This is a genomic window from Allobosea sp., assembly GCF_035944895.1.
GTDB lineage: Bacteria > Pseudomonadota > Alphaproteobacteria > Rhizobiales > Beijerinckiaceae > Allobosea.
Genome location: NZ_DASZAT010000012.1, coordinates 244,499 through 263,055, shown reverse-complemented (window position 1 = coordinate 263,055; position 18,557 = coordinate 244,499). Strand labels below are relative to the sequence as shown.

At 67.4% G+C, this 18,557-nt stretch carries 16 protein-coding genes and 1 tRNA gene; 8 read left to right on the top strand and 9 right to left on the bottom strand.

What is annotated here, in order from left to right:
• Position 1: 1 nt before the first annotated feature.
• Together VGV58_RS23390 and VGV58_RS23385 are read right to left on the bottom strand one after the other, a co-directional pair.
• Entirely contained in the window at positions 2–1,015 is a 1,014-nt protein-coding gene (locus tag VGV58_RS23390) for an ABC transporter substrate-binding protein (RefSeq protein WP_326876452.1), read from the bottom strand.
• A 90-nt stretch (positions 1,016–1,105) separates the two neighbouring features.
• On the bottom strand, positions 1,106–2,452 hold the full coding sequence (locus VGV58_RS23385; protein ID WP_326876451.1) for an LLM class flavin-dependent oxidoreductase: 1,347 nt from the start codon (positions 2,450–2,452) through the stop codon (positions 1,106–1,108).
• A gap of 427 nt (positions 2,453–2,879) precedes the next feature.
• On the opposite strand from VGV58_RS23385, the gene VGV58_RS23380 reads away from it, so the two are divergent.
• Positions 2,880–3,080 (top strand): hypothetical protein, encoded by a 201-nt coding sequence (locus tag VGV58_RS23380; protein ID WP_326876450.1) that lies wholly within the window; start codon positions 2,880–2,882, stop codon positions 3,078–3,080.
• Positions 3,081–3,183: 103 nt separating this feature from the next.
• Here the strand turns inward: VGV58_RS23380 and VGV58_RS23375 are convergent.
• Both VGV58_RS23375 and VGV58_RS23370 read right to left on the bottom strand, forming a co-directional pair.
• Positions 3,184–3,259, bottom strand: a tRNA-Ala gene (locus VGV58_RS23375).
• A gap of 189 nt (positions 3,260–3,448) precedes the next feature.
• On the bottom strand, positions 3,449–3,853 hold the full coding sequence (locus VGV58_RS23370) for a TIGR02300 family protein (protein ID WP_326876449.1): 405 nt from the start codon (positions 3,851–3,853) through the stop codon (positions 3,449–3,451).
• A gap of 193 nt (positions 3,854–4,046) precedes the next feature.
• Here VGV58_RS23370 and cmk point away from each other — a divergent pair, with 193 nt between their 5' ends.
• On the top strand, positions 4,047–4,721 hold the full coding sequence (gene cmk, locus VGV58_RS23365; protein WP_326876448.1) for a (d)CMP kinase: 675 nt from the start codon (positions 4,047–4,049) through the stop codon (positions 4,719–4,721).
• 183 nt (positions 4,722–4,904) lie between these two features.
• Positions 4,905–5,723 carry a DUF1194 domain-containing protein gene (locus VGV58_RS23360; protein WP_326876447.1) on the top strand — a complete coding sequence of 273 codons (819 nt, stop codon included), beginning with the start codon at positions 4,905–4,907 and terminating at the stop codon, positions 5,721–5,723.
• Positions 5,724–5,732: 9 nt separating this feature from the next.
• Here the strand turns inward: VGV58_RS23360 and VGV58_RS23355 are convergent, their stop codons facing one another.
• On the bottom strand, positions 5,733–6,929 hold the full coding sequence (locus VGV58_RS23355; protein ID WP_326876446.1) for a multidrug effflux MFS transporter: 1,197 nt from the start codon (positions 6,927–6,929) through the stop codon (positions 5,733–5,735).
• Between the two features lie 124 nt (positions 6,930–7,053).
• On the opposite strand from VGV58_RS23355, the gene VGV58_RS23350 reads away from it, so the two are divergent.
• Complete coding sequence (locus tag VGV58_RS23350) at positions 7,054–7,554, top strand: hypothetical protein (RefSeq protein WP_326876445.1); 501 nt, start codon at positions 7,054–7,056, stop codon at positions 7,552–7,554.
• 29 nt (positions 7,555–7,583) lie between these two features.
• On the opposite strand, the gene VGV58_RS23345 is transcribed toward VGV58_RS23350, so the two are convergent.
• Positions 7,584–8,996, bottom strand: coding sequence for a sodium:proton antiporter (locus tag VGV58_RS23345; RefSeq protein WP_326876444.1), 1,413 nt, complete (start codon positions 8,994–8,996; stop codon positions 7,584–7,586).
• 180 nt (positions 8,997–9,176) lie between these two features.
• On the opposite strand from VGV58_RS23345, the gene VGV58_RS23340 reads away from it, so the two are divergent.
• Together VGV58_RS23340 and hrpB are read left to right on the top strand one after the other, a co-directional pair.
• The gene (locus tag VGV58_RS23340) at positions 9,177–9,965 is read left to right on the top strand and encodes a class II glutamine amidotransferase (protein ID WP_326876443.1); all 789 of its coding nucleotides are present in this window, start codon (positions 9,177–9,179) and stop codon (positions 9,963–9,965) included.
• Between the two features lie 43 nt (positions 9,966–10,008).
• The gene (gene hrpB, locus VGV58_RS23335; protein ID WP_326876442.1) at positions 10,009–12,519 is read left to right on the top strand and encodes an ATP-dependent helicase HrpB; all 2,511 of its coding nucleotides are present in this window, start codon (positions 10,009–10,011) and stop codon (positions 12,517–12,519) included.
• Between the two features lie 4 nt (positions 12,520–12,523).
• Here hrpB and VGV58_RS23330 read toward each other — a convergent pair whose 3' ends face one another.
• Positions 12,524–14,677, bottom strand: coding sequence for a transglycosylase domain-containing protein (locus VGV58_RS23330; protein WP_326876441.1), 2,154 nt, complete (start codon positions 14,675–14,677; stop codon positions 12,524–12,526).
• A gap of 301 nt (positions 14,678–14,978) precedes the next feature.
• Between VGV58_RS23330 and VGV58_RS23325 the strand changes: the two genes are divergently transcribed.
• Positions 14,979–15,377: a DoxX family protein gene (locus tag VGV58_RS23325; protein WP_326876440.1), complete on the top strand. Its 399-nt coding sequence runs from the start codon at positions 14,979–14,981 to the stop codon at positions 15,375–15,377.
• A gap of 76 nt (positions 15,378–15,453) precedes the next feature.
• Here the strand turns inward: VGV58_RS23325 and trxA are convergent, their stop codons facing one another.
• Positions 15,454–15,774, bottom strand: a complete 321-nt coding sequence (trxA, locus tag VGV58_RS23320; RefSeq protein WP_137883921.1) for a thioredoxin — start codon at positions 15,772–15,774, stop codon at positions 15,454–15,456.
• A 162-nt stretch (positions 15,775–15,936) separates the two neighbouring features.
• On the bottom strand, positions 15,937–17,181 hold the full coding sequence (locus tag VGV58_RS23315) for a Zn-dependent hydrolase (RefSeq protein WP_326876439.1): 1,245 nt from the start codon (positions 17,179–17,181) through the stop codon (positions 15,937–15,939).
• A gap of 395 nt (positions 17,182–17,576) precedes the next feature.
• On the opposite strand from VGV58_RS23315, the gene VGV58_RS23310 reads away from it, so the two are divergent.
• The gene (locus VGV58_RS23310) at positions 17,577–18,512 is read left to right on the top strand and encodes a sugar ABC transporter substrate-binding protein (RefSeq protein WP_414644070.1); all 936 of its coding nucleotides are present in this window, start codon (positions 17,577–17,579) and stop codon (positions 18,510–18,512) included.
• The last annotated feature ends 45 nt before the right edge of the window (positions 18,513–18,557 follow it).

Here is an 18,557-nt window from a genome sequence, read left to right as displayed (position 1 = left end):
CTCATTCTCCCTGATAAGCCGTGCCGGCGACCTGCTCGAAGCGCCGGTCGAACAGCGCCGCCGCGTTGAGCACCGGCTTCTTCAATTCGGCGGCGAGGAGATCGATGGTTTCCTGCTGGCGCTCGATCGCCCCGCTCCAGTCGAGCGGCACGTCGGGATCGCCGTTGGATTGGACCAGGAAACGGCCGGAATCGGCCTTCAGGCCTTGGTCCTTGACGTAATAGCCCTTGATCCACTCTTCGGGATGGGTCTCGATCCATTTGGCGGCGCGGCCCCAGGCCTGGACATAGGCGCGGATCGCCGCCGCCTTGCCGGGATCCTCCAGCGAGGCTTTGACCACATAGAGATAGGCTGGGTCGTCGCGCAGCCCGTGCGGCAGCGCCCTGGCGCCGTCGCGCTCGTAGTTCTGGACGAAGCGCTGCTTGTTCGCCTCGGCGATCGGCGCGGCATCGACGAGCTTGCTGGCGAGCGCGTTGACATAGGCGTCGCCGACGCTCGGCAATTCGACGAGCTGGACCTCGTCATGCCGGAGGTTCAGCTTCTTCAGCACGCGCAGCACCAGCGCGCCCTGCGCCTGGCCGGGGCTGAAGGCGATCTTGCGGCCCTTGACGTCCTCGAGCTTGGCGATGCCGGAGCCGGGCGCCGTGGCGATCACATAGATCGGATGCCCCACCGGATCGCGCCGGAACTTCGCAGCGACGATCCTGACCTCAAGGCCCGTCCATTGCGCATGGACCGGCGGGATGTCGGCGACGGCGCCGATGTCGAGCGCCTTGGCGCGAAAGGCCTCGATCGTCTGCGGACCGCCGGAGATATTGGCCCATTCGACCTTGAAGGGCAGCTTGGCGAGCTCACCCGACAAAGCGAGCGCCACCCTGGTCTGCGGATCGCCGATCACCAGCGTCGTTCCCGGCGGAACACCCTCCGGGATCGGCGCGGTCTCCGGCAAGGGCTGGGCGACGGCGGAGCCGGCCAGCAGGGCGGCCGCAAATGGTAGGAGGTGGGCCAGCTTCATCGGATGTCCTCGTTGGGCATGCGTGGCCGCCTGGCGGGCAAGGCCGCGCCGCGTCACGCATGGGGAAGGGTGTTGGCGAAGCCGAGGGCCTCAGGCGCTCTTGCGCTGCTCCGCAGCGAACAGGCTCTCCGGGCGCGGCAGCCCGTAATGGTCGCGCAGCGTCGTGCCGGAATACTCCTGCCGGAACAGGCCGCGCCTGCGCAGGATCGGCACGACCTCGGTAACGAAGCTGTCGAAGCCGCCGGTGAGATAGGGCGGCATGACGTTGAAACCGTCGGCCGCGCCCTGCTCGAACCAAGTCTGGATCTCGTTTGCGACATGCTCGGGCGTGCCGACGACGACGCGGTGGCCGCGCGCACCGGCAAGACGCCGGATCAGCTGGCGGATCGTCGGATTCTCACGGTCGACGATGTCGACGACGAGCTGGAAGCGGCTCGCCAATCCTTTCGGTCCGCTGGTGTCGATGATCTGGCGCGGCACGGGCCCGTCGAGATCGTAGCCGCTGAGATCGACGCCGATCATCCGCTTGAGCTGGTCGAGCGAGGCGGCCGGCTGGATCAGATCGTCGATCTCCTCCTCCAGCCGCTTCGCCTCGGCCTCCGTCGAGCCGAGGAACGGGCTGATCCCGGGCAGGACGCGCAGGTGATCCGGCCGGCGCCCGAGCGCCACCGCGCGGGTCTTGATGTCGGAATAGAATTCCTGCGCGCTGGCAAGCGTCTGGTGCGCGGTGAAGATCGCCTCGGCGAACTGGGCCGCGAAGGAGCGGCCATCCTCGGAGGAGCCGGCCTGGACATAGACCGGCCGCCCCTGCGGCGAGCGCGAGACGTTGAGCGGGCCGCGCACCCGGTAGTGCTTGCCGACATGGTCGATGCGATGGACCTTGTCGGCATCGGCAAAGACGCCGCTCTGCGGATCGGCGACGAGGGCGTCGTCCTCCCAGCTGTCCCAGAGCCTGGTGACGACATTCAGGAACTCGCGAGCCTTCTCGTAGCGCTCGCCATGCGGAGGATGCTCCGGCAGCCCGAAGTTATGGGCGGCCCCGGCATCGCTGGTAGTGACGATGTTCCAGCCGGCCCGGCCGCCGCTGATATGGTCGAGCGAGGCGAACAGGCGGGCGAGATTGTAAGGCTCGTTATAGGTGGTCGAGGCCGTGCCGATCAGGCCGATCTTTTCGGTCGCCGCTGCGATCGCGGTCAGCCAGGTCACCGGCTCGAAGCGGACCCGCGAGGAATAGCGCACATTCTCCGGCAGCGAGGGCCCATCGGCGAAGAAGATCGCGTCGAACTTCGCGGCCTCCGCCTTCTGCGCCAGCTCCTGATAATAGCGGATATCGAGCACGCGTGCCGGCTCGGAATCCTTGTAGCGCCAGGCCGCCTCATGATGGCCGCCGGGATAGATGAACAGGTTGAGCGTGAGTTGTCGGCCGACACTGGACATCGCGCACCTCGCATGAAGCGAATGATCTGGCGGGATGCGAAGCTTGCATCCCCTATCATTTACGATGGCGGCCAGCAGAGCAGGCGGTCAAGAGAAGTGTTTTTTAAAAAGAACGGTCCGTTCGGGAAAATATTATACGCCGATTGTCATGATCATCTAAGGTGTAACCCGGTAATATTCGGAATAATAAGCTGAATATCGCTCTTCTCGTGGGATTATTATCTCTGGCTGCGCGGGGCGCTCAAAAGGAACCTCCCATTTCGAACTCGCGTGCGCTCAGGGGCGGAGCGCGCGGAAAGGCATCAGCGCATCCAATGTCCCGAGCACGATAGCGATCGAAGGCTGTGCCCAGGCGCGGCATAGTCGCGCCACAGCACGTGACATCGCCCAAGCATCCCGGCAGGATCGCGCCGGTAAGGAGTTCTCGATGACAAAGCTCTTCGTGGCCGCGTGCTGCATGTTGCTGGCCGGTTGTGCCGCTACCGGGATGTCCGCGGGCATCGATCCAATGCAAAGCGATGGGTCGAGCTATGTGCCAGCGGATGTCGCGCCAACCTACGCACCGTCGGCCGACGAGCGCCTGACCTCGACCTGCACCATGCGCGGACAGAGCGTCGTGTGTCGTTGAGCGGCGAGCGCAGCTGTGTCGACCGGTGCAACGGCAAGGCAGAAAGCCGGCCTCAGTCAGAGCCGGCTCCGGTCGTCCGCAAATGTCGGTAAAGAGAGAGATTTGGTGGAGCCAGGCGGAATCGAACCGCCGACCTCTTGAATGCCATTCAAGCGCTCTCCCAACTGAGCTATGGCCCCACTTGGCCGGCCTTCTTGGGGAAAGGCCGGGAAATCGTCGCTGACCGAGGGCTCTTTCGAGGCGGTCCGCGCTTGTCGCCGCAGCGACGAAGCGCTCTATAGGCAAGCTTGCGCCAAGACACAAGCACTGATGTCACGTTATCGTCGCGCTTTTTTCAGGAGCGCGATTTGACGCGATCCAGGCGCTGCTCAGGCGTCCTCGTCGCCTTCGATGTCGCCATCGATCAGGTCGGAGACGTCGTCGTCGCCTTCCTCGTCCTCTTCCAGGAAGGTGTCGTCGTCATCGCTGGTGTCGCCGTCATCCTCGATCTCGATATCGTCGTCGCTGGTGACCACCGGCTCCTTCTCGGCAGCCTCGGCATCGGCGTCGTCGAGCGAGACGAGCTCGACAGCGCCGTCGGCGGCCTCCGTCTCATCCTCGTCGTCCGCCTGCTTGGGCGCCGGGGCCGGCGCCGCCTTGGCCTGCGGCTCGAACAGCGAGCGCGGATAGGACTGGCCGGTATAGGGCGAGACGATCGGATCCTTGTCGAGATCGTAGAATTTGCGGCCCGTGACCGGGCAAACGCGCTTGGTACCAAGTTCCGGTTTCGCCACGGCGTCGGACCTTCAAGTTCGGACAGGGTTCGTAAAAAGCAGGGGCGTCCGTTAGTCGGGCAAAGCCTCCCTGTCAAATATTGATTTGGCTGCGGCGCGAACCTGCGACATCGGGCGCAAAACCGCTTCGCATCGGCGAGCCCCGTGCTTTAGAACTCTGCCCTTACCAGCGCACTGATGAAAGACGAGAATCGTGCCCGCAGCCCAGCCGACAGCCTCCCCCGCCCAGCAGGCCGACCGGCTGGTCATCGCCGTCGACGGGCCGGCCGCCTCCGGCAAGGGCACATTGGCGCGCCGGCTGGCCGCCCATTACGGCCTGCCCTATCTCGACACCGGCCTGCTCTACCGCATGGTCGCCCGCACCATGCTCGACGCCGGCGAGCCGCTCGACGATGCGCAGGCCGCAGCGACGAGCGCTGCGGGCTTCGACGATGCTGCTATCGACGAATCGCGGCTGCGCGGCCGCGAGATCGGCGAGGCCGCCTCGGTGGTGGCGGCGATCCCTGCGGTCCGGCGTGCGCTGATCGACCGGCAGCGCCGGTTTGCCGCGACAGGGGAAGGGGCGGTGCTCGACGGGCGCGACATCGGCACGGTGATCTGCCCTGAGGCGAGCGTGAAGCTCTTCGTCACCGCGACGCCCGAGGTCCGCGCCGCGCGCCGGCACAAGGAACTGGCGGGGCGGGGCGAGGTGGCGACGCTCGACGGCATCCTGGCCGATATCCGCCGGCGCGATGCCAGGGATTCAGGCCGTGGCGACGCGCCGCTGAAGGCGGCGGAGGACGCTGTGCAGCTCGACACCTCGGCGCTCGGTGTCGAGGAGGTCTTCCAGGCGGCGCTCGCCATCGTCGAGGATCGCCGGCGCGGATAATCCCTTCAGGGTACCGGTTTGGGCAGGCCGATGCTCATTTTTCCGGCTTGCACTCGCGTTTTCGTGCTTTGCGCGAATCGAAACCAAGCGCAGACTTCGACGACATTCGTTTGAAGCCTGCCTTCGTCCGAAACTCGGCCTCCTTTCGGCGTCACGCTTCGACGACAGATGACGGAGGTTTCGATGCGGCGCTGGCTGTTCGGTCTCTTTTGTCTCGCCGCCGCCGGGGCCTGGCCCGCATCGGCGCCCGATGCACAGCAGGCGAATGCGCCGCCCGAGGAGGTCGACGTCGCCCTCGTGCTGGCGGTCGACGTCTCCTATTCAATGGACCTCGACGAACTCGCTCTGCAGCGCAACGGCTATATCGAGGCCTTCCGCTCGAAGCAGTTGCACGAGGCCATCGCAAAAGGCGCGATCGGCAAGATCGCCGTCACCTATTTCGAATGGGCGGGCGGCGACTTCCAGCACATCGTCAGGCCCTGGACGGTGATCGAGACCCCGCAATCGGCGATCGCCTTCGCCGAGGAGCTCGGCGAGGCTCCGACCCGGCGCGGCCGGCGCACCTCGATCTCCGGCGCGATCGACCTTGCCGTCGCCCTGCTCGAGAAGAGCAATGTCACGCCACTGCGCCGCGTCATCGACATCTCCGGCGACGGCGCCAACAATGACGGGCGCCCGGTGACGGCCGCCCGCGATGCCGCGCGCGACAAGGGCATTTCCATCAATGGCCTGCCGGTGATGCTGAAGCAGGCGAGCTATTTCGACATCGACAATCTCGACGTCTACTACGAGGACTGCGTCGTCACCGGCGTCGGCGCCTTCGTCATCCCGATCCGCGAGCGCCATCAGTTCGTCGATGCGACCAGGACCAAGCTGGTGCGCGAGATCGCCGAGATGCCGGCCTCTGGCCCCGAAGCCCTGATCCAGAAGGCGCAGGCCAAGCAGCCGCGCATCTCCTGCATGCAGGGCGAGCGGCAGTGGCGCGACCGGATGGGGAACTGAGCGGAGGCGTCAGGCCTTGCCGGCGCGGATCCCGGCGCTGGCGTGGAAGAGAACCAGCGTCGCCACGCCGATCACCGACATCACGATCGGCAAAGGCAGCGCGGTACCCTTGAGCAGATGGCCGACCAGCAGGCCGACGCAGGCCGCGAGCAGCATCTGGCACAGGCCGGTCAGCGAGGAGGCCGCGCCGGCCCGGTCCGGGAATGGCATCATCGCCGAGGCCTGTGCCTGCGGCATGACGAGGCCGATGCCGCAGGCATAGAGCGCCATCGGCGCGATGACCCCGAACGGCCCGCCAAAGCCGGTGGCGACCCCGGCCAGCATGGCGAGCCCGCCGGCGGCAAGGCAGACGACCCCGAGCCCGATCACCCCGTCGAGGCCGCGGCGACCGACCAGGCGCTGCGCGATGATCGTGCCCAGGATGAAGCCGAGCACGGCGCAGCCGAAGGACAGGCCATAAGCCGGCGCCGACAGGCCGTAGACCCCCATCAGCACGAAGGACGAGCCGGAGATGAAGGCGAAGAGGCCGGCATAGGCCAGCGAGGTCAGGGCGACATAGACCCGGTAGGCGCGGTTGCGCAGCAGCAGCCTGTAGCCGCGGAAGATCGCGGGCAGCGACAGGCCGTCCGGTGAGCGCTGGCGCAGCGTCTCCGGCATGATCGTCGCGATGATGGCGAGCATGGTGAGCGCGAAGACCAGCGAGGCCAGGAAGGTCGAGCGCCAGCCGAAGGCGTTCTGCAGCAGGCCGCCGAGCACGGGCGCGATCGCCGGGACGAGGCCCATGATCATGCCCATCCGGGCGAGTTCGCGACCGGCGCGTGGCCCCTCATAGAGATCGCGCACCATGGCACGGCCGAGCACGATCGGCCCGGAGGCACCGACCGCCTGGGCAAAACGGGCGCCGATCAGCGCCTCGATCGAGGGCGCAAAGGCGCAGGCGAGCGTGGTGGCGATGAACAGGCCGAGGCCGATCATCAGCACCGGACGGCGGCCGAGCCGGTCCGAGAGCGGACCCCAGATGATCTGGCCGGCGGCATAGCCGAACAGGAAGGCCGAGAGCGTCGCCTGTGCGCCGGCGAAATCCGTGCCCATCACCCGCGCGATCTCGGGCAGGGAGGGCAGATAGAAATCGGTCGAGAGCGGGCCGAGCGCCGTCAGCATGGCGAGGACGGCGGTCATCGCCAGCGTGTCGGGGCGCAGGGGCATGGTAGGGCGGTTGTCCTTCGGCGAGGCGGGTTTAGGCCGGCGGAGCGAAACTGTCGAGGCGATTGCCGGCGGCGCTCTGCAGCCCATAGTCTCGGCAGGCGGTATCGGGCACGGGAGCGGGCGAATGGCGATTTCGGAAGCTGCCGGCATCATCGTCTATCGCGAGCATCTCTCCCTTGGAGCGCGGATCTTCATCGGCGTGCTCGGCGCCGTTCTGGCGGTGCTGGGACCGGCCGCGATGATCTCCATCGCAGTGCCGCAGTGGAGCCTGTCCTTCGCCCTGACGGTCTTCACCGGGCTCGCGCTGCTGACGTTCGGCGTGTTCGCTCTGGCCGCCGCCCTCGGCAGCGTGAGGACGCTGGAGTTCGGCCTCGTCCGGCGCGTGCTCGTGGTCTCGACCCGCGGACCGCTCGCTCGGGGCCGCGCCGAATATGCGTTCTCCGCGATAGGCGCGCCCTCGCTCGAGATGCGGGAGGCCGAGGACGGACCCTATCCGGTGCTCGGCCTCGCATTGCCGGGCGAAAGGCGTTGGCTGGAGATGACGGATTTCGCAGACGCCGATGAGGCGGCCCGCTGGCAGCAGCGCCTGACAGCCGCCCTGAGGAACCCGTCCCCGAGCGCTTGATCGGGAGCGGTGCCCGATCGGAGCGTCTTCTAGCGGAAGAAGATCAGCGTCTGCAGCAGGAAGAGCGGGATCAGGATCGCGCCCGACCAGAGCATGTAGCCGAAGAAGCTCGGCATCGCGACCTTCCGGTCCTTGGCGATGGCGTAGACCATGAAGTTCGGGGCGTTGCCGATATAGGAGTTGGCGCCCATGAACACGGCGCCGGCCGAGATCGCGGTCAGAGTCAGGGCTCCCGTCGTCATCAGCACCTTGGGATCGCCGCCGGCGAGCTCGAAGAAGACGAGATAGGTCGGGGCATTGTCGAGGAAGGAGGAGAGCGCGCCGGTCAGCCAGAAATAGGCTGTGTTGTTGGCGCTGCCATCGGCATTGCTGACGAGGGCAACCAGCGGCGCGAAGGCGCCGTTGCGGCCGGCCTGGAGCATCGCCAGCACCGGGATGATGCAGGCGAAGATGCCGGCAAAGAGCTTGGCGACCTCCTTGATCGGCCCCCAGCTGAATTCGTTGCCGGCGCGCACCGGCTTCGGCGTCAGGACGAGCGAGACGCCGGCCAGCGCCAGCAGGATGAGGTCGCGCGCCAGATTCTGCCATTCGACGGCGATGCCGTGGATAGTGAAGGCGACGCCCGGCTTCCAGCTCGCCGACATCAGGATGGCGAGGATGACGCCGGCGAGCAGGAGGACGTTGATCTTGCCGAAGAGCTTGATGGCCCGGTCCGGCGTCGGGTCGCGCAGCGGCGGGAAATTCTCTTCCTTGCGGAAGAACCAGCTGTCGAGCGCGTAGAATACGGCGAGCAGGATCACGACCGCGGTCAGCGTTTCCGGCAGCAGATGCGTCGTCGTCCAGAAGAAGGAGACGCCGCGCAGGAAGCCGAGGAAGAGCGGCGGGTCGCCGAGCGGCGTCAGCGAGCCCCCGATATTCGAGACCAGGAAGATGAAGAAGACGACGACATGGACGTTGAAGCGCCGGTTGTCGTTGGCCCGCAGGACGGGCCGGATCATGATGATCGAGGCGCCGGTGGTGCCGACGAAGCTTGCCAGCAGCGTGCCGATCGCGAGCAGGGCGGTGTTGGTCGCCGGCGTGCCGTGCAGGTTGCCGGTGATCAGGATGCCGCCGGCGATGGTGAACAGCGCGAAGAGCAGGATGATGAAGGGGATGTAGTCGAGCAGCGCAGTGTGCAGGAGCGCGCCGAGTGCCGGGTCGACGCCGCGGAACAGGACGAGCGGCACCACCACCAGCACGGCCCAGAAGGCGGCGAACTTGCCGTAGTTCAGCTCCCAGAAATGCGGGAACAGCACTGGGCCGAGCGCGATCGAGAGCAGCATGCCGGCGAAGGGCAGGGCCCAGGCGACGCCCATGGTCGCACCGCCGATGTCGCCGGCAGCGAAAGCGGCCTCGGGGAAAAGGGCGAACAGGAGCGCCGCGCCGGCAAGCTTCGTCAGCATCAAGATCAGCCCTTCCCCCCGCCCGCTTGCCGCGGAACGTCGTCGTCAACCCATCGTTGCGAGGGTTATAGCAAGGCTATGGGAGCGACAACCGGGCGACCGCCACCATTATGCCGGCATTCATTCTCATGGAATAATCTTCTCCTGCGGCGTCCCGCCCGCAGCTGATTCGGGACCACCATGTGCCGTTTCCTCGCCTATGCCGGCGCTCCGGTCTTCCTTGAGGACTTCATCGCCTCGCCCTGCCATTCGCTGATCCACCAGTCGCTGCATGCCGAGGAGGCCAAAACCGGCACCAATGGCGACGGCTTCGGCGTCGGCTGGTATGGCGAGCGGGCCGAGCCCGGCCAGTATCGCGAGATCAGGCCGGCCTGGTCGGATGAGAACCTGCTCTCGATCGCGCGCCTAGTGCGCTCGCACCTGTTCTTCGCGCATGTGCGCGCCGCGACCGGCACGGCCTCGACGCGGGCGAACTGTCACCCCTTCGTCCATGGCCGGCATCTGTTCATGCATAACGGCCAGATCGGCGGCTATGCCGTGATCAAGCGCCGGCTCGAAAGCCTGATCCCCGATGCGCTCTATGACGCCCGCGTCGGCACCACTGATTCCGAAGCGCTGTTCCTGCTGGCGCTGGCCCGCATCGCCGAAGGCGCTGCGCCGGGCGATGCCCTGGCGGGCGCGCTCGGCGATGCTCTCGCGCTGATGCAGGAGGCCGGCGTGCGCGAGCCATTGCGCTGCGCCGCCGCGCTGGCCGATGGCGAGACGATCCACGCAGTGCGCTGGTCCTCGGACACGAAGCCGCCGACGCTCTATCTTTGCGATCGCGGCGATGCGGTGGTGATCGCCTCCGAGCCGGTCGATGCCGCCCGCGATTGCTGGCAGGCGCTGCCGTGCAACACGCTGGTCTCGGTGAAGGCCGGCACGGTCAGCATGACGCCGTTCGAGGTCGGATTGCAGCAGGCGGCCTGAACCGGCTTGCACCACGCCGCTGCCTGCGTCACATCGCAGGCGCATGCGCGCCTTCGACACAGCCCTTCCGATCGACGCGGTTCTCGATGCCCTCGCCGCTTCGCTGCGCGAGACGCCGAACGCTGTGCTCGTTGCCCCGCCCGGCGCCGGCAAGACGACGCGCGTGCCACTCGCGCTGCTGGACGAGCCCTGGGCGCATAATGACAGCAAAGGCGGCAAGCTGATCGTGCTGGAGCCGCGGCGCCTGGCGGCGCGCGGTGCGGCCAACCGCATGGCGCAGACGCTGGGCGAGCGCGTCGGCGAGACGGTCGGCCTGCGGGTCCGGCTCGGCTCCAAGATCGGGCCGAAAACGCGGATCGAGGTCGTCACCGAAGGCGTCTTCGCAAGGATGATCCTCGACGACCCCGCACTCGACGGCGTCGCGGCTGTGCTGTTCGACGAGTTCCACGAGCGCTCGCTCGATGCTGATTTCGGCCTCGCATTGGCGCTCGATGCGCAGGCCGGGCTGCGTGAGGACCTGCGCATCCTGGTGATGTCGGCGACGCTGGACGGCGCGCGGGTCGCCAGGCTGCTGGGCGACGCCCCGGTGATCGAGAGCGAGGGCCGCGCCTATCCGATCGAGACGCGCTATCTCGGTCGCGACCCGCTCAAGCGGATCGAGGATCAGGTCAGCGAGGCCGTGCTGCAGGCTCTGAACGAGCAGCCCGGCTCCCTGCTCGTCTTCCTGCCCGGCCAAGGCGAGATCCGCCGGGTCGAGGAGCGCCTGCGCGAGAAGATCCGAGATGCATCCATCGAGATCGCGCCGCTCTACGGCGCGCTCGATCAGGCCGAGCAGGACCGCGCCGTGCTGCCGGCGCCCAAGGGCAAGCGCAAGGTCGTGCTGGCGACCTCGATTGCCGAGACCTCGCTGACGATCGAGGGCGTGCGGGTGGTGATCGATTCCGGCCTTGCCCGCGTGCCGCTCTACGAGCCCGATATCGGCGTCACCCGCCTCGTCACCCAGCGCGCCAGCCGGGCGGCCTGCGACCAGCGCAGAGGCCGCGCCGGCCGGACGGAGCCCGGCATCTGCTACCGGCTCTGGGAGGAGGCGGCGAATGGCGCGCTCGAAGCCTTTGCTCGGCCCGAGATCCTATCGGCCGACCTCGCCCCGTTGCTGCTCGACTGCGCTGCCTGGGGCGTCTCCGATCCGACCACGCTCGCCTTCCTCGATCCGCCGCCGGTGCCGGCGCTGAAGGAGGCGCGCGCGCTCCTCAATGACCTCGATGCGCTCGATCCGGACGGGCGCATCACCGAGGACGGCAGGGCGCTGCAGGGCCTGCCGCTGCCGCCGCGGCTGGCGCATATGGTCGTCGGCGCCGCGCATCATCGCCAGGCCGAGCCGGCCGCCTTGCTGGCGGCGCTGCTGGTCGAGCGTGGATTGGGCGGCGATGCGGTCGACCTTGCTGAGCGGCTGGAGCGGTTCGGCCGCGAGCGCGGCGGCCGCGCCGCCGACATGCGCCGTCTCGCCGAAGGCTGGGCCAGGCAAGCGGTGAGCAAGGTGAAGGCGGGCGCCGAGCAGGCGCTTTCGCCGGGCTTCCTGCTCGGCCTCGCCTTCCCCGACCGCGTCGCCAAGGCGCGCCAGCCCGGCTCCGGACAGTATCTCCTCGCCAATGGCCGGGGCGCGGCGCTTGAACCTGGCCAGAGACTGGCGCGCGAGCCCTATCTCGTTATCGGCGAGATGACGGGAAGCGCCCAGCAGGCCCGCATCCTCAGCGCCGTCGCGATCAGCGAGGCCGAGATCGCGGCGCTCGCCGCCTCCGGCCTGATCCGGATCGGCCTGTCGGAGCGCAGCGAAACCGTTTTCGACCGGCAGGCAAAGGCGCTGCGGGCCCGCGCCGCCCGAAAATACGGCTCGCTGGTGCTGGCCGAGCGGCCCTTGCCGGTCGAGGCCTCACCCGAAAATGCCGAAGTGCTGGCGAAGGGGATCGCCATCATCGGCATCGACGCGCTGCCCTGGGGCAAGGCGCAGGCGCAATTGCGCGAGCGCGTCGCCTTCCTGCGCGCGGCGGAGGGCGAGGCGGCCGGCTGGCCGGACCTGTCGGATAACGGCCTTGCCGAGACGGCCGTGGACTGGTTGGCGCCGCACATCGTCGGGCGGAGCTCGCTCTCGGCGATCACGCCGGGCGATCTCGACGCGGCGCTGTCGACCCTGTTGCCCTGGGAGCTGAAGCGGAGGCTCGACGCGGAGGCGCCGACGCATTTTGCCGCGCCGACCGGCTCGCAGCTTGCGGTCGATTATGGCGCCGAGGCCGGGCCCACGATCTCGGTCCGGGTGCAGGAGCTGTTCGGGCTGGCGCAGCACCCTTCGCTCGCCGGCGGGCGGGTACCGCTGGTGCTGGAACTGCTCTCGCCCGGACACCGGCCGATCCAGATCACCCGCGACCTGCCGGGCTTCTGGCGTGGTTCCTGGTCTGCGGTGAAGAGCGAGATGAAAGGGCGCTACCCCCGCCATCCCTGGCCGGACGATCCGGCCGCGGCGGCGCCGACGACCCGCGCCAAGCCACGCGGGACGTAAGGCGTCAGCCGCCGAACAGGCGCTCGAGGAAGTTCTTCTCCTGCGGCGCCGGCGGGACCCAGGCGCGATCGCTCGAAGCGGCCGGCTGCGTCCGCGGCGAGGGCGCGACGCCGGCGACCGGCTCGCCGCCGTCGAAGATCGACTTCGGCGCCGACTGCCAGAGCCCGCCCGGCAACTGGATCGGTTGCTGGCCGGCATGGGCCGCCTTCATGTACTTGCCCCAGATCTCGGCCGGCAGGCCAGCGCCGGTGACGCGCTTCATCGTCGAATTGTCGTCATTGCCGACCCAGACGGCGGTGACGAGGCGGCCGGTAAAGCCGATGAACCAGGCGTCGCGATAATCCTGCGTCGTGCCCGACTTGCCGCCGACTTCCCAGCCGGGAATGTTGACCTTGCTGCCGGTTCCGCCGGTCATCACCGCATGGAACATCGAATTCATCATCGAGAGCGTCTGCGGCTGGATCACCGGGCCGAAATTGTTCGCCTTGCGGGCGTAGACGACCTTGCCGCTGGTCGATTTGACCTCGCGGATCACATAGGGGAGCACCGACTGGCCGCCATTGGCGAAGCTGGCATAGGCGGCAGTCATCTCCAGCGGCGTGACCTCCGAAGTGCCGAGCGACAACGACGGATTGGCTTGCAAGGACGAGTTGATGCCGAGGCGCTGGGCGGTGCGCACGACCTCGCGCGGCGTGACCTCCTGGATCAGGCGCGCCACGACCGTGTTCAGCGAATGGGCGAAGGCGGTCTGCAACGTGACGGGGCCGCGGAAGCTGCGCGAATAGTTCTCCGGTTCCCAGCCCTTGATCGAGACGGGCGAGTCGTCCCGGATCGTATCCGGCGTCATGCCCTTCTCGAGCGCGGTGAGATAGACGAACGGCTTGAAGGACGAGCCCGGCTGGCGATGCGCGGCCGTGGCGCGGTTGAACTGGCTCTTGGTGTAGTCGCGCCCACCGATCAAGGCGCGGATCGCCCCGTCCGGCGCCAGCGAGACCACCGCGCCCTGCGAGGCGTTGAGCTTGGCGCCCTGCGCCGAAAGAGCCTCGACCAGGATGTTCTCCGCCGAGCTCTGCAGCCTGGTGTCGATCGTGGTCAGCACGGTGACGTCACCCTCGATCGCGCCGATGAAGTCGTCGAGCACGTCCATGACATAGTCGGCGGCGTAGTTGACCGAGCCGGCGCCGACGCGCTCTGGCACCTCGGCCGGCGCGCCGAGCGCGGTCTTGGCCGTGGCCTGCGAGATCAGGCCCTGCTCGGCCATCGCCGAGATCACTAGCTGGGCGCGCTTCTCGGCGGCGTCCGGGTTGCGGTTGGGCGCGAGGCGTGATGGCGCCTGGACGAGACCGGCGAGCATGGCCGCCTCGGCGACCGAGACCGAACGCGCCGACTTGTTGAAATAGCGCTGCGCCGCGGCCTCGACACCATAAGCGCCCGAGCCGAAATAGACGCGATTGAGATAGAGTTCGAGGATCTGGTCCTTGGTGTAGGTCCGCTCCAGCCAGAGCGAGAGGATCGCTTCCTGGATCTTGCGTGCCGCCGTGCGTTCCTGCGTCAGGAACAGGTTCTTGGCGAGCTGCTGGGTCAGGGTCGAGCCGCCCTGGACGCCGCCGCGCTTGCTCAGGTTGTTGACGATGGCGCGGCCGAGGCCGATCGGGTCGATGCCGAAATGCTCGTAGAAGCGCCGGTCCTCGATCGCGACGAAGGCCTTCGGCAGATAGGGCGGGACTTCGCCGATGGTGATGGTGCGCCCGCCGGTCTCGCCGCGATTGGCGAGCAGTGTGCCGTCAGCCGCGAGGATCGCGATGTTCGGCGGCCGCTTCGGCACGGTGAGCTGGTCGATCGGCGGCAATTGCGCGGCGTGATAGGCGACGAGGCCGCCGACGGCGAGCACTGCCCAGAGCCCCATGACGACGCCCCAGTAGAAGATGCGGCCAAGGAAGGAGCCGCGCTTGCGGCGCGGCTTGCGACCACCCTTGTTGCTGCGCTCGTTCTGCTGGCGGCGCGGTTGCTGGCGCGGTGCCACCGGATTCCTTCCTCCACGATAGGGGCGGTCCTCGGCAGAGAGACGCAGATCGCCGTCGTCGCGCTCGTAATCGTCGCGCGCACGCTCGAAGGACGGCTCGCGCCGCTCACCGCCTCGTTTCGACCGATCGTTCATCCCGCCCCGTTCAGGCCCCGCTACCGCGCCGCGATCCGCAGCCCGGCATTTTCCAGACAGGATTCAAACATGGCGCTTTTAAGGGGTGGTTAAGCCCGGTTTCGGCGAATTTTCCGCAATGGTGAACGAGACCGTCGCTGTTGCGGATTTGCCGCGCGGGGATTTTGCTGCACTGCAAACGAAAATGTGACTTGATCGGCTTTCCTTGCACAGGGACAAGCGCGTCAGGCGCAGGTTCTGTTCTTCGCCAGCAAACACAATAGCTTAGACTCTTTCAAACCGGACGGAAGGCAACCCGCCCATGCAGGCTCTCAACTCCCTGAACCGCTTCGCGCCCTATGCGCTCGGGCTGCTGCGCATAGCAACCGCGCTGATCTTCATCGCCCACGGCACGCAGAAGCTGTTCGGCTTTCCAATCATGCCGCCGAGCGGCTCCTTGCCGCCGGTGTTCTCACTTTACTGGTTTGCGGGCGTGCTTGAGCTCGTTGGCGGCCTGCTGATCCTGGTCGGCTTCCAAACTCGAATCGTCGCCTTCATCCTGTCGGGCCAGATGGCCTTCGCCTACTGGATGGGCCACGCGCCGAAGAGCTTCTACCCCGTCGCCAATGGCGGCGACGCGGCGATCCTTTACTGCTTCGTCTTCTTCTATCTGGTTTTCGCCGGCGCTGGTGCCCTCGCACTCGACAACCGCACGAAGTAATCTGCGCATAGCCTGAAACGAAGAAGGCCCGCCCTCAGCGAGGGCGGGCCTTCTTGATTCTACCGAACCTGCCGGATCAGACCGCCGCCGAGATCCAGCGCGACAGATCGCTCTTGGGGGCGGCGCCGACCTTCTGCGAAGCCAGCTTGCCGTCCTTGAACAGCATCAGGGTCGGGATCGAACGGATGCCGAACTGCGCCGGGATCTGCTGGTTCTCGTCGACGTTCATCTTGACGATCTTGACCTTGCCGTCGAGCTCGCCGGCGATCTCCTCGAGCGCCGGGCCGATCATCCGGCAGGGGCCGCACCACTCGGCCCAGAAATCCACCACCACCGGCTCGCTCGACTTCAGCACGTCGGCCTCGAAGCTCGCATCGGTCACTTTGGTCGTCGCCATGGCTTTCCGCCTTTCGATTCGCTTGCGGCAACAACGCCGCTATTCACCGCTGAAGCTATGAACGGCCGGCCGCAGGGTCAAGGCTGGCTCACCTTCCGGTGAAGCGGGTCAGCCGTGCTTCCACCGGGGATGGATCGTCGCCTTGCGGAGCGCCTCACGGAGTCAGCGATCCGCTCGCGCCACCACCGTGTGCAGCAGCACGTTGAGGCCGGGCTCGAGATCATCCGGCGTGCACAATTCCTGATTATTGTGGGTGATTCCGCCCTTGCAGGGCGCGAAGATCATCGTCGCCGGCGCATGGTGGGCGACGAAATAGGCGTCGTGCCCGGCCTGGCTCAGAATATCTCGCGTGCGGTAGCCGAGGCCGAGCGAGGTCGAGCGGACCTGCTCGATCAGCTCGTCGGCAAAAACCTTGCCGCCCCAGTTCCAGACATCGAGGATCTCGGCCGTGCAATCGGCCCGCGCCGCGGCCTCATGGACGGCACGGCGCACGCGCTCGGCCATTACGGCGGCCGCCTCCGGGTCGGCATGGCGGACGTCGCAGGTCGCCTGCGCCCAGTCGGAGAGGATGCCCGGCTTGTTCGGCCATGCCACCAGCCGCGAGGCCGTCGCCTTGCCGCCGCTGCCGGCATGCTCCCAGCCGAGATCGTCGACCGCGACCAGCAGGCGCGCTCCGGCGATCAGCGCATTCCGGCGCCGCTCCATCGGCCACGGGCCGGTATGGGCGGTCTCCCCCCGGAATTCGACCAGCATGCCGGTGCTGGCGTAGCCGCCGGTGACGACACCGACCTGCATGCCCTCGCGGTCGAGGATCGGCCCCTGCTCGATATGGAATTCGACATAGGCGTCGAAGGGATGGGGCGCCGCCTCCATCTCACCGCGATAGCCGATCCGGTCGAGCTCCTCGCCGATCGTCCTGCCGTCGTCGTCGCGCCGGCCCAGCGCCCAGTCGAGCGTATAGGCGCCGGTGAAGCAGCCGGAGCCGACCATGGGCGGCGAGAAGCGTCCGCCCTCCTCATTGGTCCAGTTGACCACCTCGATCGGCCGCCTGGTGCGATGGCCGAGCTGATCGAGTGTGCGGCAGACCTCAAGGCCACCGAGCACGCCGGCGATACCGTCGAAGCGCCCGCCATTCACCTGCGTATCGAGATGGCTGCCCATCACCACCGGCGGCAGGCTGTCGTCCTCTCCGGCCCGGCGCGCGAAGATGTTGCCGATGCCGTCGATGCGGACGGCGAGGCCAGCCTGCCGGCACCAGTCGATGAAGACGTCGCGGACCTCCCGGTCGGCATCGCCGAGCGCCAGCCGTGACAGCCCGCCCGGCCGGCCGACGCCGATCTCGGCCGAACGCTCGATCGTTGTCCAGAAGCGCCCGATATCGATGCGCGCGGTCGCTGGCAGGCCCATGAGATTCCCCTGATTCCGGACGCTGAGCGCGCCGCTTCGATCCGCGACAATCGAGGCGCCGGACCGGTCCTGGCAAATCGATATTGGTGATGGGTTTCTCCGGTCCGGGTGGCACGGGCCGCCACACGCTTCGGTATGTCATCGGCGCAGAAGGCGCTTGACAGGCGTGCATGCGCAATGGAATGATTGTTCCATTGAATATTAAAAACGGTTTTTTTGTTTCGTTTTGAATGAAGCGCAGAGTCGGTGGCCGCGCTTTGGCGTGTCCCCCTTCCTTCGCCATCCCAGGCAGTTCGCGACGCTTCGCGGCCGGCCAAATCGCCCGAAAACCGGCCGATCGCGCCCGATCGGACCGAACAACGAAAGCGGGGAACATCCCCGCAAGGGAGGATGAGATGAAGCGTTTTCTCGCAGGGATGATTGCTGCCGCCGCCATCGCGGTCGCGGGGGCGACGCCGAGCGTCGCGCAGCAGACCAGGATCATCGTTGTCAGCCATGGTCAGGCTGCCGACCCGTTCTGGTCGGTGGTCAAGAACGGCGTCGCCAAGGCGGCGGCCGATCTGAAAGTCGCGGTCGACTATCGCGCCCCGGAGACCTTCGACATGGTGGCGATGAGCCAGTTGATCGATGCTGCGGTGAACCAGAAGCCGGCCGGCCTCGTCGTCTCGATCCCCGACGCCTCGGCGCTCGGCCCGTCGATCCAGAAGGCGGTCGCCGCCGGCATCCCGGTGATCTCGATGAACTCGGGCTCCGACGTCTCGAAGAAGCTCGGCGCCCTCCTGCATGTCGGCCAGGACGAGTTCGACGCGGGCAAGGCCGCCGGCGAGAAGCTCGCCAGCATGGGCGGCAAGGTCGGCGTCTGCGTCAATCACGAGGTCGGCAATGTCGCGCTCGACCTGCGCTGCAAGGGTTTTGCCGAAGGCTTCAAGGGCAAGGTCACCGTGCTGCCGGTCTCGAACGACCCGTCCGAGATCCGCTCCAAGGTCAAGGCGGCGCTGTCCGACGCCAGCGTCGACACGGTGATGGCGCTGAGCGCCTCGCTCGGCGGCGAGCCCACCCTGGCGGGCGTCAAGGAAGCCGGCAAGATCGCCAGCGTCCGCGTCGCGACCTTCGATCTCTCGGCCAACTTCCTCAAGGCGATCGTGGCCGGCGAAGCGGCCTTCGGCATCGACCAGCAGCAGTTCCTGCAGGGCTATCTCCCGGTCGCCTTCCTGGCGCTCAACGCCGAATACGGCCTCGTGCCCGGCGGCAACGTCCCCTCCGGCCCGAACCTCGTCACCAAGGAGAAGGCGGCCCAGGTCGTCGACCTCTCGGCCAAGGGCATCCGCTGAGCGCTCTGCGGCGGCGCCTCCAGCGTCGCCGCTTCCTCCCCGGAC

Excerpts from the sequence above, each read along its gene's own strand:
- VGV58_RS23390 (WP_326876452.1), bottom strand. The coding sequence starts at position 1,015 with ATGAAGCTGGCCCACCTCCTACCATTTGCGGCCGCCCTGCTGGCCGGC.
- VGV58_RS23360 (WP_326876447.1), top strand. The coding sequence starts at position 4,905 with ATGCGGCGCTGGCTGTTCGGTCTCTTTTGTCTCGCCGCCGCCGGGGCC.
- VGV58_RS23310 (WP_414644070.1), top strand. The coding sequence starts at position 17,577 with ATGAAGCGTTTTCTCGCAGGGATGATTGCTGCCGCCGCCATCGCGGTC.
- VGV58_RS23325 (WP_326876440.1), top strand. The coding sequence starts at position 14,979 with ATGCAGGCTCTCAACTCCCTGAACCGCTTCGCGCCCTATGCGCTCGGG.
- VGV58_RS23385 (WP_326876451.1), bottom strand. The coding sequence starts at position 2,452 with ATGTCCAGTGTCGGCCGACAACTCACGCTCAACCTGTTCATCTATCCC.
- VGV58_RS23315 (WP_326876439.1), bottom strand. The coding sequence starts at position 17,181 with ATGGGCCTGCCAGCGACCGCGCGCATCGATATCGGGCGCTTCTGGACA.
- VGV58_RS23340 (WP_326876443.1), top strand. The coding sequence starts at position 9,177 with ATGTGCCGTTTCCTCGCCTATGCCGGCGCTCCGGTCTTCCTTGAGGAC.
- trxA (WP_137883921.1), bottom strand. The coding sequence starts at position 15,774 with ATGGCGACGACCAAAGTGACCGATGCGAGCTTCGAGGCCGACGTGCTG.
- VGV58_RS23355 (WP_326876446.1), bottom strand. The coding sequence starts at position 6,929 with ATGCCCCTGCGCCCCGACACGCTGGCGATGACCGCCGTCCTCGCCATG.
- hrpB (WP_326876442.1), top strand. The coding sequence starts at position 10,009 with ATGCGCGCCTTCGACACAGCCCTTCCGATCGACGCGGTTCTCGATGCC.
- VGV58_RS23380 (WP_326876450.1), top strand. The coding sequence starts at position 2,880 with ATGACAAAGCTCTTCGTGGCCGCGTGCTGCATGTTGCTGGCCGGTTGT.
- VGV58_RS23330 (WP_326876441.1), bottom strand. The coding sequence starts at position 14,677 with ATGAACGATCGGTCGAAACGAGGCGGTGAGCGGCGCGAGCCGTCCTTC.
- VGV58_RS23345 (WP_326876444.1), bottom strand. The coding sequence starts at position 8,996 with ATGCTGACGAAGCTTGCCGGCGCGGCGCTCCTGTTCGCCCTTTTCCCC.
- VGV58_RS23350 (WP_326876445.1), top strand. The coding sequence starts at position 7,054 with ATGGCGATTTCGGAAGCTGCCGGCATCATCGTCTATCGCGAGCATCTC.